Here is a 20560-nt window from a genome sequence, read left to right as displayed (position 1 = left end):
ACTATGATAATCTCTTTTGATTTGGACGATACTTTAATTGCCAGAAATAAATTCAGATTGGAGAAAACAAGTTTATTTCGGCAGTTTTTTGGAATTGAAAGATTAAGAGAAGGAACAATAGACTTATTTAAAGAAATAAAAAAGCGTAAGTACAAAATATATATTTACACAACTTCCCATAGAAGTATATGGAGAATTAGATGGATATTCTTTTCGTATGGAATTTCGGTAGATTTTGTGATAAATCAACAAAAACATCAAAAGGAAATTAAAAGACATAATATTAACTGTTCTAAGTTTCCTCCGATGTACAATATTGACTTACATATTGATGATTCAGTTGGTGTAGAAATGGAAGGAAAAAAATATGGATTTAAGACCATAATAATTTCTGAAAAAGATGAAAATTGGATGGAAACCATCCTTAACAATCTTAAATAACATCTGTAGAAAAAGATTAATTATTTACCACAACTCCGCAACTTCATTTTTAATGAATCCCAAAGCAGCATTGCTAGGTGATTGTTTTTCCAATAAATCATTTAAAATCACTTCACGTAATTTGTCAGCATTGTCTACACGGTCACTCATGGCAGCTTTACGAATCATTTGTATGGTTGCATTTTTTGCAGTTGTAATGATGGTCCAGCACTCATCAGACATATAAATCTGCTGAGTTAGGTTATGCTCAAATTCCTGTTCAATCTGATCAATGATGAAATTTTCGTAATCGTGTTTTTGCTGAGAAATTGGTGCAACACGAATCAATAATTTAGTCAGGTTGATACGCTCCAAAAACAAAGTCATACGTTCATAAGCCTGCAAGCGAATTGGTAAAGATTGTTTTTTGTATTCTCTGCTTAACAAAAAAGTACGTTTTTTGTCGTTGTTTTTAATATGAAGTTCAAAAAAACGGTAAGCTACAAATCCGGTAACTACGGCTGGTAAAGTATAACTGGCTAATTCTATAATTCGGGTAAGATCCATTTCGATAATTTTTAGGCAAAAATATACTTTTTGAGGAGAAATCCGCTTTAAATTTTCAGCAATAAACAAAATGGAAGCCGTATTTTTGCAACTTGTTATTTTTAACAGCGTAAACACAATTTTGATGGATTCTTATATTATATTTTTTCTATGTATGGCCGCCTTTGCAGCAGGATTTATTGATGCAATTGTTGGTGGTGGCGGACTGATTCAAACCCCGATGGGATTGATTTTGTTACCCAGCCTCCCTGTTTCTACAGTTATAGGAACATTGAAGATTCCAGCCTTTAGCGGAACTGCTTTTGCTGCTTTCCAATACCTTAAAAATGTAATCATTAAGTGGAAGCTATTGTCGATTATGATGTTTCTGGCAGTTCCATCAGCTTTTTTAGGATCTATCATTTTAACCCTTGTAAGCAATGATTTTATGAAACCGCTTTTACTGGTGGTTTTATCTTTGCTGTTTGTTTATACGTATGCTAAAAAAAACTTTGGGCAGCATGTGGCTAAAGATCATTCTGCAACGACTCAGATTGTGTATGCAGTTGTTATTAGTATTATTATTGGCTTTTATGACGGGTTTATTGGTCCGGGAACCGGCAGTTTTTTTGTGGTTGCTTTTATAGCTTTATTAGGGTTTGACTTTTTGCATGCTTCTGCAAATGCTAAAATGGTAAATCTGGCGACCAACTTTGGTTCGATTTGTTTGTTCATGATAAAAGGAAAAATTATCTGGAGCATTGCAATTCCGATGGCTGTTAGTAATGGAATAGGAGGCTGGCTTGGTGCGAAACTGGCCATTAACAAAGGAAATGGTTTTATCAGGATTTTCTTTCTGATTGTAGTTGTGGGAACTTTGATCCGGTTTGCTTATGATGTTTTTTACAAATAATTTTAGCAGAAAAAAAACCATAACATAATTAAGTATAAATCATAAAACAGTATTGAGATGAAAAATAAATTGGCAGTTCTATTTAGTGTTTTGTTGCTTTTTCCGCTTTGCATATTTTCTCAAATCTATGTTTCTCCGGCGGGAAAATTGGATAATGATGGGGCTATTGGAAGTCCGACAACACTTCAGAATGCTATTAATAAAATTGCTCCCAGTCAAACGATTTATATGCGTGGCGGGATTTATTCGATCTCTTCAACTATTTTTATTACCAGAGAAAATAGTGGATCTGAAGGAAATTTGAAGCGAATAGAGGCATATAATGGTGAAATCCCAATTCTTGATTTTTCGGCACAAAAGGAAAGTAACGAAAATAAAGGAATTGTTCTGGATGGATTCTATTGGTATATTAAAGGAATAACAATTAGAAAGGCTGGAGACAACGGCATGCTTCTTTCCGGAAATAACAATACAATTGACAATTGTATTTTTGAAAAAAACAGAGACAGCGGTCTTCAGATTAGCAGATATTTCGCGGCTTACATATCAATTGATCAATGGCCTTCCAATAATTTGATTCTGAACTGCGAATCTTTTGATAATAAAGATTCATTAGCAGAAAATGCAGATGGATTTGCTGCAAAGTTAACGTGTGGGAACGGGAATATTTTTCGTGGCTGCATTTCACATAATAATAGCGATGACGGATGGGATTTGTACACCAAGAAAAAAACCGGGCCAATTGGAGCTGTAGTATTCGAAAATTGTGTTGCCTATAATAATGGCACACTCACAAATGGCAGTACAACGTTGACTGGTGATAAAAATGGTTTTAAATTAGGCGGAGAAGGCATTCCTGTAAATCATATTCTGAGGCGTTGTATCGCTTTCGGGAACGGTCAGCATGGCTTTACGGACAACAATAATTTAGGAGCGATTGAGATGACTAATAATACTTCCTACAATAATAAAAGTAATGGTTTTGGCTTTCGTCCTGGTGGAAAACATCAATTCAGAAATAACATCTCTTACAAATCATTTAAAGATAAAAATTTTGGTAAAGATGTCGAAAATTCAAATGTTTGGTGGATTAAAGGAAGTACCAATGGCAGAAATCCTGCACTAGTAATCAGTGATGATGATTTTGTTTCTTTAACCGTTCCTGCTGTTTTAAAAAATGGGGATGGAAGCCCGAATCTGGGTGATTTTCTGGCATTGAAAGCAACCAGTGATTTTATAGATGCAGGTGTACAGGCAAACGGAATAGAGTTTAGCGGAACAGCGCCGGATCTTGGTGCCAGGGAGTCAGGATCTCAGCAAACAACAGATTTTGTATTAAAAGTCACAGGAAAACCAATTGCAGGAGGAACAGTGACCGTTAGCCCTATTAAAAAAAGTTATGATGCAGGGGAGATTGTAACCCTAACCGCAATGCCATTTTCTGATTATACATTTAAATCATGGAGCGATGGTTCAACTACAGCCACAACTACTTTTAAAATGGATACTAATAAAACGATTACAGCTAATTTTAAAAGTATAATGCCTGCCACTTACGTTTTGACAACTGCAGCTAATCCGGCTGAAGGCGGAACAATTACAGTAAATCCCAATAAAGCCACTTATACAGAAGGAGAAACAGTAACGCTTACTGCTATTCCTTCGGCGGGTAATGAATTAAAATCATGGAATTCAGGAGAAACGACTGAGTCGATAACAGTCTCAATTACTGCGGACATGGGCATTACGGCAACTTTTGGAAAAAAACTCACAGGAACCCATACTTTAAGGATTGAAGAAGCTTCACCTGGATTTTGTAAATATGATGGCGTAATCGCAATTAATTCAAGTGCTGATAACAGAAAAGTAACGAACATTACGGATGCTTCCGGCAGTGGAATAAATTACACCGTTAAAGTTACGGATTCAGGGCTTTATTCCGTTGTATTTAGATATGTGCACAGAGGTAAAACTACAACTGCAAAAGTAAAGATAAATGGAACCAATCCAATTGATTTAGCATTCCCAATAACATCCAGCACAACCAAATTCGTTACTACTGAGCCACTTACCATTAAATTGATTAAAGGTGTAAATACAATTCGGTTAGAGACTATTGATACATTGCCATTTGCAAATATAGACTGGATGGAAATTACAGGAGAAGCACCCATGGCCGAATCTTGTTTTTAAAATACAATTTAGTTATTGTAAAGTGAATTTATTCTGTCTTTTTTATTTAAGTCAAACTCGTTGGGTGAAATAGAATAAAATAGCTTCATTCAAGAATTAAAATCTAATTTGATCTGCAAAAATCCTTTAAAATCTGCGTGAAATACTTTTGCATATTAATTTTTCACGCAGATTTACACAGATTTATATCTAAGCTGATAGATAGAATTGAAAAAAAATAATTTCACCCAACGGGTTTAAGTCAAGTTTGATTTTTACAGAATTAAAATACTATGAGTTTAATTCTTATTTTTGCATAAAAGGAGAAACAATTTCATGCAGAATTATATTGACCAGCTCAACGAAGCACAACGACAGCCTGTTTTACAAAAAGACGGGCCAATGATTATTATAGCAGGTGCCGGTTCGGGAAAAACGCGTGTTTTAACAATTAGGATTGCTTATTTAATGCATCAGGGAGTTGATGCTTTTAATATATTGTCACTTACATTTACAAATAAGGCTGCCCGCGAAATGAAGCACAGGATTTCTTCAATCGTAGGAGCCAGTGAAGCAAAAAACCTCTGGATGGGGACTTTTCACTCTATTTTTGCACGCATTCTTCGTTCAGAATCAGAACATTTGGGATATCCGTCTAATTTTACCATTTATGACTCTCAGGATTCGGCCAGACTGATTTCTTCTATTATAAAAGAAATGCAGCTGGACCGTGATATTTATAAGCCGAAACAAGTTTTAGGACGAATTTCGACTTATAAAAATAGCTTAATTACCGTAAAAGCCTATTTCAACAATCCTGAATTGATGGAAGCGGATGCGATGTCAAAAAAACCTCGTTTGGGCGAAATTTATCAGCAATATGTAGAGCGCTGTTTTAAAGCCGGAGCAATGGATTTTGATGATTTGTTGTTGAAGACCAATGAATTACTGACTCGTTTTCCTGAAGTTTTGGCGAAATATCAAAACCGTTTCCGATATATTCTGGTTGATGAGTACCAAGATACGAACCACTCTCAATATTTAATTGTCCGGGCTCTGTCAGATAAGTTTCAGAATATTTGTGTAGTGGGTGATGATGCGCAGAGTATTTATGCTTTCCGTGGGGCAAACATCAATAATATCCTGAATTTCCAAAAGGATTATGAAGGGGTGAAAATGTTTCGATTGGAGCAAAATTACCGTTCAACGCGAAATATTGTTGAAGCCGCAAATACTGTAATGGAACATAATAAAACCAAACTGGACAAGGTTGTCTGGACAGCAAATGAATTTGGTCCGAAAATAAAAGTCCACAGAAGTTTGACTGATGCTGAAGAAGGCCGATTTGTTGCGAGCACAATTTTCGAACAAAAAATGCAGAATCAATTGCATAATGGCGCTTTTGCAATTTTATATCGTACGAATGCACAATCACGTGCCATGGAGGATGCTTTAAGAAAGAGGGATATTCCATATCGAATTTATGGTGGGCTATCATTTTACCAGCGTAAGGAAATTAAGGATGTTTTATGCTATCTCCGTCTGGTAATTAATCCGAAAGATGAAGAAGCGCTCATACGTGTTATCAATTATCCGGCTCGCGGAATTGGAGATACAACTGTTGAAAAGCTTACTATCGCTGCTAACCATTACAAGCGTTCGATTTGGGAAGTAATGGTGAATATTGATAAAATCGATTTGAAACTGAATGCAGGTACCAAAAATAAACTGAATGATTTTGTAACCATGATTCAGAGTTTTCAGGTTATTAACGAAAATCAGGATGCTTTTTATATTACTGATCATGTTGCCAAAAAAACAGGTTTGGTTCAGGAACTGAAAAAAGATGCTACACCGGAAGGGATGGCGAAAATTCAGAACATTGAAGAGCTTTTAAATGGGATTAAAGATTTTACAGAAGGGCAAAAAGAAATTGACGGTGCAAGAGGTGCTTTGTCTGAATTTATGGAAGATGTTGCTTTGGCGACCGATTTGGATAAGGACACATCAGATGAAGACCGCGTTGCCTTAATGACAATTCACCTGGCAAAAGGATTGGAATTTCCGCATGTTTTTGTAGTGGGTATGGAAGAAGATTTGTTTCCGAGTGCCATGAGTATGAGTACAAGAAGTGAATTAGAAGAAGAACGTCGTTTATTTTATGTAGCGTTAACCCGTGCAGAACATCAGGCATATTTAACGTACGCACAATCCCGTTATCGATGGGGGAAATTAACAGATAGCGAGCCGTCACGTTTTATTGAAGAAATTGACGGGCAATATTTGGAATTTTTAACACCGTCTGAAAGCAATTACCGCTATAAACCAACGATTGATAGCGATATTTTTGGAGATGTTGATAAATCTAAACTAAGACTTTCAAAACCAATAGGAGGAACTCCTCCTAAACCAGTTACAGATAACAGCCCAAAACCGGATTTAAATATCAGGAAGTTAAAACCTGTTGCAGGAAATAATCCGAATGCTGGTGCCGCAAACTTATTCGATAACAAACTGACCATAGGAAATGTGGTAATGCACGAACGTTTCGGAAAAGGTCAGGTTGTAAATTTAGAGGGTGTTGGAGCTGATAAAAAAGCCGAAATAAAATTTGAGGTGGGAGGAATTAAGAAATTACTTTTAAGGTTTGCTAAACTGGATGTTGTAGGATAAATAATTACACGTCATAAATATGAAAGATGAAAATTAAAAAATATAATGTTTTAAGGCAGAATAAAATCTAACTTTAAACAAAAAAAAATGGCAGAATTTATAAAAATATACCCTGATAAGCCTAGTGAAGCTGCAATTGCAAAAGTGGTTAAAGTGCTTCAGAATGGTGGCTTAGTTATTTATCCAACGGATACTGTTTATGGTCTGGGTTGCGATATAACTAATTCAAGGGCTTTAGAAAAAATTGCAAAAATTAAAGGAGTTAAATTAGAAAAAGCGAATTTCTCTTTTATCTGTCACGACCTGAGTAATTTATCAGATTATGTGAGGCAGATTGATACTTCTACATTTAAAATATTAAAAAGAGCATTGCCAGGTCCTTATACATTTATTTTGCCAGGCAATAATAATTTGCCTAAAGAGTTTAAAAAGAAAACAACGGTAGGGATACGTGTTCCTGATAACAATATTATTCTCGAAATTGTAAGGCAATTAGGCAATCCTGTTGTTTCAACATCAATACGGGATGAAGATGATGTGATTGAATACACTACTGATCCTGAATTGATTTTTGAGAAATGGCAAAATCTTGTTGATATGGTGATTGATGGAGGTTATGGCGATAATGTCGGTTCTACCATCATAGATCTCTCTGAACATGAGCCGGTAATTGTAAGGGAAGGAAAAGGAGATATTGATATTTTGTAAAAAAATACTTAAACGGAGTAGCTATTCAAAAATATTAAGTAACTTTAGAATTAGTTAAATTTAGTTAGTTAAGTAAAAATAGTAATGCCCTTTATTGGTTAGAAAAAAAAAGCAGGTCTCAAATTGACCTGCTTTTGTGTAAATAATATGAAGTGAATTATTATTGCTGTTGTTTTTTCATTTCTTTTTCAATCATATCATAGAACTGATCGATTTTTGGCATAACAACAATACGGGTTCTTCTGTTTTTACCTTTGTTTTCAGGAGTATCGTTTGCTACTAGTGGTACATAAGAACTTCTACCTGCTGCAATTAATTTCGCCGGATTTACTCCTAAATCGTTTGTCAATACTCTAACAATAGAAGTAGAACGTTTCACACTTAAATCCCAGTTGTCTAACAAAATTCCGTTGCTTTTGTAAGGAACGTTATCTGTATGACCTTCAACCATACACTCAAAATCAGGTTTGTCGTTTACTACTTTAGCTACTTTAGCTAAAACTGATTTAGCTTTATCAGTTACATCATAGCTTCCGCTTTTAAATAATAATTTGTCAGCAATAGAGATAAATACAACTCCTTTTTCAACATTAACTTCGATATCCGGATCGTTGATTCCAACAGCTCCTTTTAAACTTGTAACCAATGCTAGCGTTACACTATCTTTTTTAGTAAGAGCATCCTGAAGCCTTGATATTTTAAGATCTTTTTCTTTTAAGCTTTCTAATGATTTCTCAAGATTTTCTGCTCCTTTGGTAGTTAAAACGGTTAGGTCTTTAGAACTGTTGATTAAATCCTGATTGTGCTCTTTATAACTTGCAGCTGTGGCGGCCAGACCAGCTTTTTCTTCAAGGCAGGCATTCAGTTTAACGGTGCATGAATTTAGTAAGTCTTGGGTTTCTTTGTTTTTAGCTTCCAATTCCGCATATTTCTTTTTAGAAACGCACGATGTTAGAGCCATAAGGACTGTTAAAGCAATTGCTATTTTTCTCATAATGTTAAATTTAATTAGACGTTGATTTACAAATTTAATTCTTAATATTTTGATTAGTGTTAAAGATTTCTTTAAAAAAAGTCAATTTCTTTATATAATATATGAAAACGATACTTTTTACTGTGTAGTATTTCTCTATTTGAAAATCTTTTCTCTTTTTCAGATAAGATACTGACATGCAGTAAAATGAAAAATGCGCATGTAAAACGGCAAGTGTATGTTTAATTTTTCCTTGTGTTAAAAATCGGATTCCGGCAATTCCATCTAAGATCATTCTGAATAAAATAATAAAAAACAATTTCCTTTTAGGAAGATTTTTTACCAGCATCAAAAGTGAATTTCTAAAATTCAAATACGTTTTTTTGGGGTTACCCTGTTGTAAAGTTGCCCCTCCAACATGATAAACAACAGATTTAGGATTATATTTAATGATATGCCCCTCATTTGATGCACGCCAGCATAGGTCAATTTCTTCCTGATGTGCAAAAAACGATTCGTCAAATCCTTCCAGTTCATCGTAAACCTCTTTTCTGATAAAGAAACAAGCTCCCGAAGCCCAGAATATTTCGCAATTGTCATCATACTGTCCATTATCTTTTTCTATAGTATCAAAAATACGCCCTCTGCAAAATGGATATCCATGTTTATCAATAAACCCACCTGCAGCTCCTGCATATTCAAAATATTCTTTATTCTTAAAATCAAGGATTTTAGGCTGGATAATAGCAGTTTGTTTTTCTGCTTCAAAAGTTTCAATTATGGGTTTAAGCCAGTTTTCTGTTACTTCAATATCCGAATTGACTAAAGCATAAATTTCAGCATTAACTTCTTTTAAAGCATCATTGTATCCTCTGGCAAAACCATGGTTACCAGTATTTTTAATGATTTTTACGGTTGGGAAGTGCTCCTTGACAAAATTTACAGAATCATCTGTTGAATCATTATCGGCTACATATATAGAAGCATCGGGAGAAAATTGAATTACTGATGGCAAAAATTGTTCTAATAACTTTATTCCATTCCAATTTAAAATGACAACAGCAATTTTATCCAAAAGTAATATTTTTAATAATTTAATAAATTTCTTTGTAATCGGGAAGGGATTTTAAAAACTCATATTTTTCGTTTTCAAAATCCATCTGACAATAATAATGATGCAGACCATTTGTGACTTTCAAAAACCGTGCCTGCATTGTCATATTATAACGGGCGATCTGATCAAAAGTTGCCTGGGATATTTTTACTTCAGGAGCTTTACATTCTACTAATATGTGTATAGAACCATCCGGATTAAAAACTACAACATCATAACGTTTTCGTAAACCATTGACCGTTAAAACTTTCTCCACGTTTATGAGCGATCTGGGGTATTTTTTTTCATTCATTAAATAATGAACAACATGCTGACGAACCCATTCTTCGGGGGTAAGAATTATAAATTTTTTTCTGATTTCATCAAAAATGGACACTTTATTTTCGTTATTTTTGAATCGAAAATTATAGATTGGAAAATTTAATCGCTGCATAAAGCAAAAATATTAAAATAGTTTCAGGTTTCAGGTTTAAAGTTTCAAGTTGTCGAAACAAACCTAAAACTTTAAACTTGAAACTTGACCCGAGGCTGAAAGCCGAACGGGCAAAGCAAACAAAGAATTTAATGGACGAAGTTGTAAAAATTGTTAATGATATAAAAGCGGGAAATATAAAGCCAATTTATTTTTTAATGGGTGAAGAACCTTATTACATTGATAAATTGTCGGAATATATTGAGCAGAACGTCCTTTCGGAAGAAGAGAAAGGATTTAATCAGACGGTTTTATACGGAAGGGATGTTTCTATTGAAGATATTGTTTCAACAGCAAAACGCTATCCTATGATGGCAGACCGCCAGGTAGTTATCGTAAAAGAAGCTCAGGATTTATCAAGGACGATTGATAAAATTGAATCTTATGTCAATAATCCAATGGAAACAACGGTTTTGGTTTTTTGTTATAAATACAAAACACTTGATAAACGTAAAAAAGTGACTAAATTATTAGCACAAAACGGAATCGTATATGAAAGTAAAAAATTATACGAAAATCAGGTAGGAGACTGGATTAAGCGTGTACTTGCTGGAAAAAAATATACCATTGATCCAAAAGCAAATGCCATGTTGGTAGAGTTCTTAGGGACTGATTTGAGTAAAATCAATAATGAATTAGAAAAACTGCAGATTATTTTGCCTCAGGGAACTATGATTACGCCTCAGCATATCGAGGAAAATATAGGCTTCAGCAAAGATTACAATGTTTTCGAACTTCGAAAAGCAATAGGAGAACGCAATCAATTAAAAGCGTATAAAATTGCTGAAAATTTCGCTCATAATCCAAAAGAATATCCACTGGTAATGACTACAGGATTAGTTTTCGGATTTTTTGTTCAGCTTTTAAAATACCACGGACTTAAAGATAAAAACCCAAAAAATGTTGCTGCTGCTATTGGAGTGAACCCTTATTTTCTGAAGGAATACGATTTAGCTGTAAAAAATTATCCAATGCGAAAAGTGAGCCAGATAGTGGGAGCTTTGCGAGATGTTGATATAAAAAGTAAAGGTGTAGGTGCTAATGCTTTACCTCAATCTGATCTGTTAAAAGAAATGCTGTATAAAATTTTTAATTAAGCCGTGAAAATTCACGATATTTGCCTTTCTAAAAATTTTACTACTTAAAAAATAATTACACAATTATGGGAATGAATAAGAATACCGTTTTAGGATGGGCTACTTTTATAATGGTAATCATGGGATTGTTACTTATAGGTCTTGGGATCTTTAGATACAGAGAAGTGTCCGCCTGGGGTTTTGCTGCTGCTGGAGTAGGTTTTTTAGCCAACGCATGGGTTTTTAATGCCTTAAAAGGAAGAGTGTAACGAAATTCAATTACAATTCAAATCAATAAATAATTTAAATTAAAAATAAAACAAATGTCAGACGATAAGAAAGTAATTTTCTCAATGCAGAAATTGAGCAAAACCTATCAGGGAGCAGACAAACCGGTACTTAAGAATATCTATTTGAGTTTCTTTTACGGAGCTAAAATTGGTATTTTAGGTCTTAATGGTTCAGGAAAATCTTCGCTTTTAAAAATTATTGCAGGTGTAGATAAAAACTATCAGGGAGATGTAGTTTTCCAGCCCGGATATACTGTTGGGTATTTAGAGCAGGAGCCAATTTTGGATGATTCTAAAACTGTTTTAGAAATTGTTCAGGAAGGAGCCGCGGAAACAATGGCTGTTCTTAAAGAATATAATGACATCAATGATTTGTTTGGTCTTGAAGAAAACTATTCAGATCCGGACAAAATGGATAAGCTGATGGATCGTCAGGCAGCTTTACAAGACAAAATAGATGCTCTTGGTGCATGGGAAATCGATACCAAACTAGAAATTGCAATGGATGCCTTGCGTACGCCGGAAGGAGATACGCCAATCAAAAACCTTTCAGGAGGGGAGCGTCGTAGAGTAGCTTTATGCCGTTTGTTATTGCAACAGCCGGATGTATTGTTATTAGATGAGCCTACCAACCACCTTGATGCTGAATCAGTTCTATGGTTAGAGCAGCATTTAGCGCAATATGCAGGAACTGTAATTGCTGTAACGCACGACCGTTATTTCTTAGATAACGTTGCAGGATGGATTCTTGAGTTGGATAGAGGAGAAGGTATTCCATGGAAAGGAAATTATTCTTCCTGGTTAGACCAAAAATCAAACCGTATGGCTCAGGAAGAAAAAGTAGCTTCTAAACGTAGAAAAACGTTGGAACGTGAGCTTGACTGGGTTCGTCAGGGAGCAAAAGGTCGTCAGACCAAACAAAAAGCGCGTTTACAGAACTACGATAAATTATTAAATGAAGATCAAAAACAACTAGACGAAAAGTTGGAGATTTACATTCCAAATGGTCCGCGTTTAGGTACAAATGTTATCGAGGCGAAAAATGTAGCGAAAGCATTCGGTGATAAATTATTGTACGATAATTTGAATTTTACTTTGCCTCAGGCAGGTATTGTTGGAATTATCGGACCTAACGGTGCCGGTAAATCTACTATTTTCAAAATGATAATGGGTGAGCAGGCAACTGATAGCGGTGAATTTTCTGTTGGTGATACTGTGAAAATAGCTTACGTAGATCAGTCGCACTCTAATATTGATCCAAACAAATCTATCTGGGAGAACTTTGCAGATGGTCAGGAATTGATTATGATGGGCGGAAAGCAAGTAAATTCAAGAGCATATCTATCACGTTTCAACTTTGGAGGCGGAGAGCAAAACAAAAAAGTATCAATGCTTTCCGGTGGAGAACGTAACCGTTTACATTTAGCAATGACTTTGAAAGAAGAAGGAAACGTACTTTTACTGGATGAGCCTACGAACGACCTTGACGTAAACACGCTTCGTGCACTTGAAGAAGGTTTAGAGAATTTTGCAGGTTGTGCTGTAATTATTTCGCACGACAGATGGTTCTTAGATAGAATTTGTACCCACATTTTAGCTTTCGAAGGAGATTCTGAAGTGTATTTCTTCGAAGGAAGTTTCTCTGATTATGAAGAAAACAAAAAGAAACGTCTTGGTGGTGATTTAACTCCAAAACGTTTGAAATATAGAAAACTGATTAGATAATAGTAGTTTTTTTAAATTGCAAAAGCCTCAGATTCATTTGAATTTGAGGCTTTTTATTTGAAGCTGTTTCCTGCTATCCGCTGTATCTTTTGTGTCTCGTTAAAAAAACGAGACACAAAAGGATGCCGCTTCTATCAGGGCTACGAAATTACGTTTCAATAGAAAATTAGTTTACAAAAATTTCGCTTTCAATTCAGGTGTCGGAATCATACAGCTCTCTTTTTTACCATACCATTTGTAACGGTTTTTAGCAATATAATCGTAAACGTAATTTCGAAGTTTTTCAGGTAAAATTTTAAAAATTGAAATAAAACTGTAAATTCCGCCTAATTCATTAGCAATTTCAATAGCTGCAGATGATTTGTAATAATAGGCAACTCCGGGATTATACAAAATGATACTGTCAATTTTAGTCTGATCAACACCAATATAACTGCAGATTTCTTTTCCCAAATCAGATTGTAAAGCAGTAAAACTAAAAATATCCTTTTTATCGTGCTTGATAATGAATTGAACGGCTCCGTCGCATAAATTGCAAACACCGTCGAAGAGGATTATTTTTTTATTCCCGGCAGTCATTGCGAGGAACGAAGCAATATCACTACGTACTTCCATTTTAATTTGAATTATTCAGTCATTATACTTTCTATATCTTCAAACAAATCTTTCCATGTTGGATTCATTGAACGAATTAAATCATTTTTCGTTTCTCTTGAACCCGCCTTGATTTGCTTTTCTGTTGTAATTGCATCTTCAATCCACTGAAATTGCTCATAATAAACTAAAATATTTACATTATAACGAGCTGAAAATGATTTTGGGTATTTTTTGTTTTTGTGTTCGAGAATTCTTTGAGGAAGATTTGAAGTTACACCAGTGTAAACAACTGTTTGGTATTTGTTGGTTATGATGTATACAAAGCCTGGTTTCATATTAATTTCTATTTTTTTGGCATTGTTATGTCTTTGCGAGGAACGAAGCAATCACATTCCTAATTTGCAGGACTTGCTCATTTTAGTTTGATTGCTTCGTTCCTCGCAATGACTTTGCGGATCTTACTTCTTCACCGCTTCAACCAATTCCAACTCATCCAGACTTACTTTCGAAGTAAAAATTCCATAATTTACTGTTGCCTTATTTTTTTCAATGGCATCGATACTTCCTACAGATCTGCCGTCAAGCATTCTTACCCGGTCACCGACTTTTAAAATTGGTTTTGGTTTTTCAATTACAGGTTTAAGTTTCTTCTCTTTTTTCTCTTTTCGGATTTCCTCAACTTTTACCTGTATTTCAGCAATAATTTCTTTTTGTTTTTCAACTTTTGCTTTAGTTTCTTTTGGAGTTGCTTTTTTACGTTTTGAGTTTTCTATTTCAACAATCTTCAGGAATTCACCAATAAGTTCCTTTTTGTTTTTATTGTTGAAATACTTCTCGGCAATATCATCAATTTTTTGACCTATATATATAATCTTTTGATTACTGTCGTACAATTCCTGATAGCTTTCCAGTTTTTGCTGAATTTTGGTATTGATGTTTTCCATCTTCCTGCTTTCTTCTCGCGCTCTGGTTTCCTCTTCTTTTAAATTTAAAGAAGTTTTTTCCAGTTTCGATCTTTCTTTCTGAAGCGTTGCAATGGTTTTATCAAAACGAACTTTTCCAACTTCAATTTTCTTTTTTGCCCGATTAATCAGTCCAAACGGAATCCCATTTTTCTGAGCTACCTCAAATGTAAACGAACTTCCAGCCTGACCCAGAGCCAGTTTATACATTGGCTCGAGTGACTTTTCATCGAACATCATATTGGCATTGGTTGCGTATGGCAGCTCATTAGCCAAAATTTTCAAATTAGAATAATGCGTTGTGATAATTCCGAAGGCTTCACGGTGATAGAATTCTTCCAGAAAAATTTCTGCCAGAGCACCGCCCAGTTCAGGATCAGAACCGGTACCAAACTCATCAATTAAAAACATAGTTTTATGATTACATTTTTTCAAAAAGTAATTCATGTTTTTTAATCGGTAGCTGTAAGTACTTAAATGGTTTTCAATCGACTGGTTATCTCCAATATCAGTCAGGATTCTGTCAAACAAGAATGTCTCGCTTCTTTCATGAACCGGAATCAAAATTCCGGATTGCAGCATTAACTGTAATAATCCAACCGTTTTTAAGGAAATGGTTTTTCCTCCGGCATTTGGACCCGAAATGACAATAATTCTGTTTTCCTGTTTTAATTCAATAGTCTGCGGATAAGTAACATCTTGTTTTTGCTTATTGTTCAGATACAAAATAGGATGATAGGCTTCTCTAAAGAACAATCTTCTTTCTTCTGTAATGGCTGGCAAAATTGCGTTGATTCTGTTAGCGTATTTTGCTTTCCCTGCAACAACATCAATATCACTTAAAAAATCCTGATATTCAATTAATAAAGGAAGATACGGACGAATTACATTCGATAAATTTTTTAAAATTCTCGTAATTTCTTCTTTTTCTTCGTATTCTAAATTGGCTAATTCTCTCGAATATTTCAAAGTAGCCTCAGGTTCGATGTAGGCAATACTTCCTGTTTTGGAACTTCCCAAAATAGAACCCTTTACTTTACGACGATACATGGCTAAAACCGCTAAAACACGACGGTTTTGTACAAAACTTTCCTTTATATCATCCAGATAGCCTAAACCATTATATTGAGTAAGTGCAACACCAAAACTTTGGTTAACTTTTCCACGAACCAAATTCATGTTTTGACGAATTCCGTCAAGGGCAGGAGAAGCATTGTCTTTTATTTCTCCATATTTATCTACAATCCCATCAATTGCAGTGATGATCTCTTTGGTCAGTTCAACACGTGATGCCCTTGCATTTAGGTTTGGATAATAATCATCAAACTTTCGTAAAAAATTCAATAAGACGTTTGTTGTTGCAGAAAGGTTAGCAATTTTTCTAAAACTTCCTACTTCAAGAAAGCTGTCTTCGATAGCCAAAAACTTAATTTCGTGTGTGATTGCGTCAAATCCGTGATTCGGAATGGCGTTATTATTTTGAAAAGAAGATACATATTCTGATGTCTGCATCAAAGACTGCATCAATTCATCCTTATCTCTAAATGGTTTTATTTGTAGCGCCTTCTCTTTTCCAATATCGGTATTGCAGCCATCAGAAATGGTTTCTAATACTGTTGGAAATTGTAAGTCTTGTAATGTTTTTTCGGTAATACTGATCATTTATTTTTTTTATGAAAGCAAAGGCAAAAGTACGAAAACATTATGATTGAAATATATAAGGATTATTAATTTTATGTTTTGGTAAATATGATTTTAAGTAATATTTTCTGAAATTCGCATAAAAAAAGTATGGACGTAAAAATGCATGATTCCTGGAAGCCGGTTTTGAATGAAGAATTTGAAAAACCATATTTCACCGAATTGATTTCTTTCGTAAAATCTGAATACACGACAAAAGTCTGTTATCCAAAAGGCAGTCAGATTTTTTCAGCTTTCGATCATTGCCATTTCGATCAGGTAAAGGTGGTGATTATCGGTCAGGATCCTTATCACGGACCAAATCAGGCAAATGGATTGTGTTTTTCTGTAAATGACGGAATTCCGTTTCCGCCTTCCTTATATAATATTTTCAGGGAAATTGAAACGGATTTAGGTAAACCACTTCCTAAAACCGGGAATTTAGAGCGCTGGGCAGATCAGGGTGTTTTTCTTTTAAATGCTACTTTGACAGTAAGGCAATCTGAAGCCGGAAGCCACCAGGGAAAAGGCTGGGAGAAGTTTACTGATGCCGTTATCAAACAAATTTCTGCTGAAAAAGAAAATGTTGTTTTCCTGCTTTGGGGAGGTTTTGCACAAAAGAAAGCAGCTTTGATTGATGCTTCAAAACATCATATTTTAAAATCAGGACATCCTTCGCCTTTAAGTGCCAACAGAGGATTTTGGTTTGGAAACAAACATTTTAGCCAGACGAATAGTTTTTTGAAAGCAAAGGGATTAAAAGAAATTGAGTGGTAATATTTTCCGTCTGATTGGATTTTTTTGTCAATCAAACTTACGAATCAACCAAAGAATTAAAAAAAGGGATTATCTTTGCACCACATTCAACACAAACTAAGTTTCATGAGTTCAGATTCTAGCAAAAGGTATGCACAAAGAGGTGTTTCGGCATCAAAGGAAGACGTACACAACGCCATAAAAAATATTGATAAAGGTTTATTTCCACAGGCTTTCTGTAAAATCGTTCCTGATTATTTAACACATGACGAAGAACACTGCCTGATTATGCATGCTGACGGAGCAGGTACAAAATCATCCTTGGCCTATATGTATTGGAAAGAAACCGGAGATATTTCAGTCTGGAAAGGAATTGCTCAGGATGCTTTGATTATGAATATTGATGATTTATTATGTGTTGGAGCAACAGATAATATCCTGCTTTCATCCACTATCGGAAGAAATAAAAATCTAATTCCAGCCGAAGTGATCTCAGCAATCATCAACGGAACGGAAGAATTAATCAACGAATTAAAATCTTTCGGGGTAACGATTCACTCAACTGGTGGAGAAACAGCTGACGTTGGCGATGTAGTTCGTACTATTATTGTAGATTCGACCGTTACAGCTCGTATGAAACGTTCAGATGTTGTAGATAATGCCAATATTCAGGCTGGAGACGTAATCGTTGGTTTGGCTTCTTTTGGTCAGGCGACTTACGAAAAAAGCTATAATGGCGGAATGGGAAGCAATGGCTTAACATCTGCTCGTCACGATGTTTTCGGAAAATATTTAGCTAAAAAATATCCTGAAAGTTTTGATGCAGCCGTTCCTGAAGGATTGATTTATTCAGGTCAGGTTAATTTGACCGATGCTGTAGAAAACAGTCCAATAAATGCAGGGCAATTGGTGCTTTCGCCAACGAGAACCTATGCGCCAATCATCAAGAAAATTTTAGATACTTATACGCCAAACGAAATTCACGGAATGGTACATTGCAGTGGAGGAGCGCAGACTAAAATTTTACATTTCGTACAAAATTTGCATATTATAAAAGACAATTTATTTCCGGTTCCGCCATTGTTCAAGTTAATTCAGGAACAATCAAAAACAGACTGGAAAGAAATGTACCAGGTTTTCAACTGTGGTCATCGTATGGAATTGTATGTGCCGGAAAATATTGCTCAGGATATTATTGCGATTTCAAAATCATTCAATATCGATGCACAAATCGTAGGAAGAGTAGAAGCTGCTGATGCTAAAAAACTGACCATCACAAGCGAATACGGAACTTTCGAATATTAAATATATAACTATTAGCTTTTTCAGGAGCTAATCCCGCTATTCGCTGTATCTTTTGTGGCGAACCCCGCCACAAAAGGATGCCGCTGCTATCGGGGCTAAAACACGACCTCGTTATGTATGAACTGCTTTTTTGGAGATATTTAGATGAAATTTACCTGAACAATCAGGAAGTTTACGAAGCTTTACTTGAAAAGCAGGAAATTGAAGGTCTTGAAATTCTTCCTATACAGCTAATCCTGAACCGAATTAATTCAGTTTTCTCACAATGGGAAAAAGTAGATGAAAATAGTTGGAAAAACAATGCAGGCAAAGGTGCTTTTCAAATTATAACCACACCACAGAGTATTAAAATAGACTGCTACGGAACCGAAGGTAAAACAATGAACAAACTGGTAGATTTGATGGAAGACTTCAAATGCCCTTTATATGATCCTCAAGTTCCGGAACGTTATGACGAAATGAGTGAGTAATTTTCTTTTCAATAATTTTTAAAATTCTTTTTTTCAAATACCTTAGTAAATCGCTGCGTTTTTGTGTGTTTCTTTATGGAAAGTAGTTACACACAATTATTGGATTCTAAAAAAAAACAGAAATATGGCATCAGACTTCAGTTTTACAGATAATATCGTTTTAGAAGATGATTTTGTTTTATTGCGTTCCCTGCAGGAATCAGATGTCGAAAGTTTATTAGAAATCTCAATCAACGAACCCGAAACATGGAAATATTCTTTAGTTGGCGCCGACGGAAAAGAAAATCTTATAAATTATATTCAGTCTGCCGTAAAAGCAAGAGAGGCTAAAAAAGAATTTCCTTTTATCGTTTTCGATAAAAAATCTCAAAAATATGCAGGCTCAACTCGTTTTTACGATATGAATCTGGATTTCAAAACGCTTCAATTAGGATATACCTGGTACGGTTCTGCATTTAGAGGAACAGGACTTAATAAACATTGTAAATTTTTATTGCTTCAATTTGCATTTGAAACTCTCGGATTAGAACGCGTAGAATTCCGTGCAGACAATAATAATGAAAGAAGTATCGCTGCTATGAAAGGTATTGGCTGCAAAGTCGAAGGCGTTTTGAGAAGTCATATGCCAACTACAAATAGTGAAGTCCGTCGTGATTCTATTGTTTTAAGTATTCTAAAAAACGAATGGTTTGATGAAGTAAGAGAAAAACTAAAACAAAAATTACAGAGTTTATAAAAACTTCACGAAATTTGCACTTTAAAAAAATAAAAACCAAATATGAAAATAAATCTAAAATCAGGAATTGACAAATTGCTTTTCGGTATGAAGCAAAATGATGTAACAGCAGTTTTAGGAAAACCTGATAAGAATTATAAGGATGAAGACGATAATGTGATTTTTGTGTATAACGCACAAAAGGTCAGATTAACATTTTATCATGAAGAAGATTTTAAATTAGGATATGTAGTTGCTTCCAGTAATGATCTCGAGGTTTTTGGATTTAAGTTAATAGGTAGAAAAATTGCAGATGTAAAAAAAGACCTGGCAACTAAAGGAATTACAAAATACAATCAGGAAACTTTTGATACTTTCGAAAACTATTTCAACGAAGACAATTGGTTTATCCTGCAAACTGAATTCGAAGAAGTTGTAAAATTCGAAATAGGAGCTATAATTAATGATAAAGATGAATTCGATTGGAAGTTCCCTGTTAAGAAATAACCTTGAATGTTTGTTATGATATAATCCTGATAGTTACTTAATGCTATCGGGATTTTTTTATACATATATGTAAAAGTATAAAAAACCATACTTACTGAAATATAAGAAGGAAGTTTTGACTGCGCTGGAGTTTTATAATTAGTAGCTTATTCCCGCTATCCGCTTCAATCTTTTGCTTTTTAAAGAAAAAAGCAAAAGGATTTCCTCTTCTATCGGGGCTAAAAGAGGGTTTTAGGGAAATTTTGTTAGAAGAAAGAATGATATTGTCTTTAAAACGGTCCTGATTTCTGATAATTCTATAAAATCGCCCAGACATAAACGATCAAATTTGATAAAAACACACCTAAACCAAGAAAAAACTACATAAATCCAAGAAAGATAGATTTGTAAAAAAGCTGTTACCAGTTAGTTAAGAAATAGTTTGTGAAAAGATGGAAAAAATATAAAAAAAAGGGTTGGAAATGTAAATAGATGTATTACTTTTGC

Annotated in this window: 20 protein-coding genes; 13 read left to right on the top strand and 7 right to left on the bottom strand. The window is 34.6% G+C overall.

Annotated features, from left to right (window positions below):
- The first annotated feature begins 3 nt into the window (after positions 1-3).
- Positions 4-441, top strand: coding sequence for an HAD family hydrolase (locus K8B81_RS18165; RefSeq protein ID WP_223682973.1), 438 nt, complete (start codon positions 4-6; stop codon positions 439-441).
- 24 nt (positions 442-465) lie between these two features.
- On the opposite strand, the gene K8B81_RS18160 is transcribed toward K8B81_RS18165, so the two are convergent.
- The gene (locus tag K8B81_RS18160; RefSeq protein WP_223682972.1) at positions 466-987 is read right to left on the bottom strand and encodes a DUF7935 family protein; all 522 of its coding nucleotides are present in this window, start codon (positions 985-987) and stop codon (positions 466-468) included.
- 124 nt (positions 988-1111) lie between these two features.
- Between K8B81_RS18160 and K8B81_RS18155 the strand changes: the two genes are divergently transcribed.
- The 4 genes from K8B81_RS18155 (at position 1112) to K8B81_RS18140 (ending at position 7432) form a co-directional block, all read left to right on the top strand.
- Positions 1112-1879, top strand: a complete 768-nt coding sequence (locus K8B81_RS18155; protein WP_223682971.1) for a sulfite exporter TauE/SafE family protein — start codon at positions 1112-1114, stop codon at positions 1877-1879.
- Between the two features lie 57 nt (positions 1880-1936).
- Entirely contained in the window at positions 1937-4072 is a 2136-nt protein-coding gene (locus tag K8B81_RS18150; RefSeq protein WP_223682970.1) for an InlB B-repeat-containing protein, read from the top strand.
- A 315-nt stretch (positions 4073-4387) separates the two neighbouring features.
- Complete coding sequence (locus K8B81_RS18145; protein ID WP_223682969.1) at positions 4388-6724, top strand: ATP-dependent helicase; 2337 nt, start codon at positions 4388-4390, stop codon at positions 6722-6724.
- An 87-nt stretch (positions 6725-6811) separates the two neighbouring features.
- Positions 6812-7432: an L-threonylcarbamoyladenylate synthase gene (locus K8B81_RS18140; RefSeq protein WP_072970810.1), complete on the top strand. Its 621-nt coding sequence runs from the start codon at positions 6812-6814 to the stop codon at positions 7430-7432.
- A 160-nt stretch (positions 7433-7592) separates the two neighbouring features.
- On the opposite strand, the gene K8B81_RS18135 is transcribed toward K8B81_RS18140, so the two are convergent.
- Genes K8B81_RS18135 through K8B81_RS18125 form a run of 3 tightly spaced genes read right to left on the bottom strand, consistent with a single transcriptional unit; the run spans position 7593 to position 9952 of the window.
- Complete coding sequence (locus K8B81_RS18135) at positions 7593-8426, bottom strand: OmpA/MotB family protein (RefSeq protein ID WP_223682968.1); 834 nt, start codon at positions 8424-8426, stop codon at positions 7593-7595.
- 34 nt (positions 8427-8460) lie between these two features.
- Entirely contained in the window at positions 8461-9480 is a 1020-nt protein-coding gene (locus K8B81_RS18130) for a glycosyltransferase family 2 protein (protein WP_223682967.1), read from the bottom strand.
- 19 nt (positions 9481-9499) lie between these two features.
- Positions 9500-9952 (bottom strand): type I restriction enzyme HsdR N-terminal domain-containing protein, encoded by a 453-nt coding sequence (locus tag K8B81_RS18125; RefSeq protein WP_223682966.1) that lies wholly within the window; start codon positions 9950-9952, stop codon positions 9500-9502.
- Between the two features lie 131 nt (positions 9953-10083).
- On the opposite strand from K8B81_RS18125, the gene holA reads away from it, so the two are divergent.
- The 3 genes from holA to ettA all read left to right on the top strand — a co-directional run bounded on the left by holA (position 10084) and on the right by ettA (position 13082).
- Positions 10084-11088, top strand: a complete 1005-nt coding sequence (gene holA, locus K8B81_RS18120) for a DNA polymerase III subunit delta (RefSeq protein WP_223682965.1) — start codon at positions 10084-10086, stop codon at positions 11086-11088.
- Positions 11089-11159: 71 nt separating this feature from the next.
- A complete protein-coding gene (locus K8B81_RS18115; RefSeq protein ID WP_223682964.1) occupies positions 11160-11336 on the top strand; it encodes a CAL67264 family membrane protein in 177 nt (58 codons plus the stop codon).
- A gap of 54 nt (positions 11337-11390) precedes the next feature.
- Positions 11391-13082 carry an energy-dependent translational throttle protein EttA gene (gene ettA / locus K8B81_RS18110; RefSeq protein ID WP_223682963.1) on the top strand — a complete coding sequence of 564 codons (1692 nt, stop codon included), beginning with the start codon at positions 11391-11393 and terminating at the stop codon, positions 13080-13082.
- A gap of 171 nt (positions 13083-13253) precedes the next feature.
- On the opposite strand, the gene K8B81_RS18105 is transcribed toward ettA, so the two are convergent.
- The 3 genes from K8B81_RS18105 to K8B81_RS18095 all read right to left on the bottom strand — a co-directional run bounded on the left by K8B81_RS18105 (position 13254) and on the right by K8B81_RS18095 (position 16303).
- The gene (locus K8B81_RS18105) at positions 13254-13697 is read right to left on the bottom strand and encodes a thiol-disulfide oxidoreductase DCC family protein (RefSeq protein ID WP_223682962.1); all 444 of its coding nucleotides are present in this window, start codon (positions 13695-13697) and stop codon (positions 13254-13256) included.
- Positions 13698-13708: 11 nt separating this feature from the next.
- Entirely contained in the window at positions 13709-14014 is a 306-nt protein-coding gene (locus K8B81_RS18100) for a GIY-YIG nuclease family protein (protein WP_223682961.1), read from the bottom strand.
- A 123-nt stretch (positions 14015-14137) separates the two neighbouring features.
- Positions 14138-16303 carry an endonuclease MutS2 gene (locus K8B81_RS18095; protein WP_223682960.1) on the bottom strand — a complete coding sequence of 722 codons (2166 nt, stop codon included), beginning with the start codon at positions 16301-16303 and terminating at the stop codon, positions 14138-14140.
- Between the two features lie 129 nt (positions 16304-16432).
- Between K8B81_RS18095 and K8B81_RS18090 the strand changes: the two genes are divergently transcribed.
- The 5 genes from K8B81_RS18090 to K8B81_RS18070 all read left to right on the top strand — a co-directional run bounded on the left by K8B81_RS18090 (position 16433) and on the right by K8B81_RS18070 (position 20074).
- Positions 16433-17098 carry a uracil-DNA glycosylase gene (locus tag K8B81_RS18090; RefSeq protein WP_223682959.1) on the top strand — a complete coding sequence of 222 codons (666 nt, stop codon included), beginning with the start codon at positions 16433-16435 and terminating at the stop codon, positions 17096-17098.
- A 105-nt stretch (positions 17099-17203) separates the two neighbouring features.
- Positions 17204-18382, top strand: coding sequence for an AIR synthase related protein (locus K8B81_RS18085; protein ID WP_223682958.1), 1179 nt, complete (start codon positions 17204-17206; stop codon positions 18380-18382).
- 113 nt (positions 18383-18495) lie between these two features.
- Positions 18496-18852, top strand: coding sequence for a hypothetical protein (locus K8B81_RS18080; protein WP_223682957.1), 357 nt, complete (start codon positions 18496-18498; stop codon positions 18850-18852).
- A 124-nt stretch (positions 18853-18976) separates the two neighbouring features.
- On the top strand, positions 18977-19588 hold the full coding sequence (locus K8B81_RS18075) for a GNAT family N-acetyltransferase (RefSeq protein ID WP_223682956.1): 612 nt from the start codon (positions 18977-18979) through the stop codon (positions 19586-19588).
- A gap of 42 nt (positions 19589-19630) precedes the next feature.
- Entirely contained in the window at positions 19631-20074 is a 444-nt protein-coding gene (locus K8B81_RS18070) for a hypothetical protein (protein ID WP_223682955.1), read from the top strand.
- The last annotated feature ends 486 nt before the right edge of the window (positions 20075-20560 follow it).

Source organism: Flavobacterium hibisci (assembly GCF_020026925.1).
GTDB classification, from domain to species: Bacteria; Bacteroidota; Bacteroidia; order Flavobacteriales; family Flavobacteriaceae; genus Flavobacterium; species Flavobacterium hibisci.
Note: the sequence above shows the minus strand (reverse complement) of the source record. Positions and strands in the feature narration are given on the sequence as shown.

Bases quoted from the DNA above. Each gene is read 5' to 3' on its own strand.
- K8B81_RS18080 (WP_223682957.1), top strand. From the start codon at position 18,496: ATGTATGAACTGCTTTTTTGGAGATATTTAGATGAAATTTACCTGAAC.
- K8B81_RS18100 (WP_223682961.1), bottom strand. From the start codon at position 14,014: ATGAAACCAGGCTTTGTATACATCATAACCAACAAATACCAAACAGTT.
- K8B81_RS18095 (WP_223682960.1), bottom strand. From the start codon at position 16,303: ATGATCAGTATTACCGAAAAAACATTACAAGACTTACAATTTCCAACA.
- K8B81_RS18145 (WP_223682969.1), top strand. From the start codon at position 4,388: ATGCAGAATTATATTGACCAGCTCAACGAAGCACAACGACAGCCTGTT.
- K8B81_RS18115 (WP_223682964.1), top strand. From the start codon at position 11,160: ATGAATAAGAATACCGTTTTAGGATGGGCTACTTTTATAATGGTAATC.
- K8B81_RS18105 (WP_223682962.1), bottom strand. From the start codon at position 13,697: ATGGAAGTACGTAGTGATATTGCTTCGTTCCTCGCAATGACTGCCGGG.
- K8B81_RS18160 (WP_223682972.1), bottom strand. From the start codon at position 987: ATGGATCTTACCCGAATTATAGAATTAGCCAGTTATACTTTACCAGCC.
- holA (WP_223682965.1), top strand. From the start codon at position 10,084: ATGGACGAAGTTGTAAAAATTGTTAATGATATAAAAGCGGGAAATATA.
- K8B81_RS18135 (WP_223682968.1), bottom strand. From the start codon at position 8,426: ATGAGAAAAATAGCAATTGCTTTAACAGTCCTTATGGCTCTAACATCG.
- K8B81_RS18125 (WP_223682966.1), bottom strand. From the start codon at position 9,952: ATGCAGCGATTAAATTTTCCAATCTATAATTTTCGATTCAAAAATAAC.
- ettA (WP_223682963.1), top strand. From the start codon at position 11,391: ATGTCAGACGATAAGAAAGTAATTTTCTCAATGCAGAAATTGAGCAAA.
- K8B81_RS18155 (WP_223682971.1), top strand. From the start codon at position 1,112: ATGGATTCTTATATTATATTTTTTCTATGTATGGCCGCCTTTGCAGCA.
- K8B81_RS18070 (WP_223682955.1), top strand. From the start codon at position 19,631: ATGAAAATAAATCTAAAATCAGGAATTGACAAATTGCTTTTCGGTATG.
- K8B81_RS18165 (WP_223682973.1), top strand. From the start codon at position 4: ATGATAATCTCTTTTGATTTGGACGATACTTTAATTGCCAGAAATAAA.
- K8B81_RS18090 (WP_223682959.1), top strand. From the start codon at position 16,433: ATGGACGTAAAAATGCATGATTCCTGGAAGCCGGTTTTGAATGAAGAA.
- K8B81_RS18150 (WP_223682970.1), top strand. From the start codon at position 1,937: ATGAAAAATAAATTGGCAGTTCTATTTAGTGTTTTGTTGCTTTTTCCG.
- K8B81_RS18085 (WP_223682958.1), top strand. From the start codon at position 17,204: ATGAGTTCAGATTCTAGCAAAAGGTATGCACAAAGAGGTGTTTCGGCA.
- K8B81_RS18075 (WP_223682956.1), top strand. From the start codon at position 18,977: ATGGCATCAGACTTCAGTTTTACAGATAATATCGTTTTAGAAGATGAT.
- K8B81_RS18140 (WP_072970810.1), top strand. From the start codon at position 6,812: ATGGCAGAATTTATAAAAATATACCCTGATAAGCCTAGTGAAGCTGCA.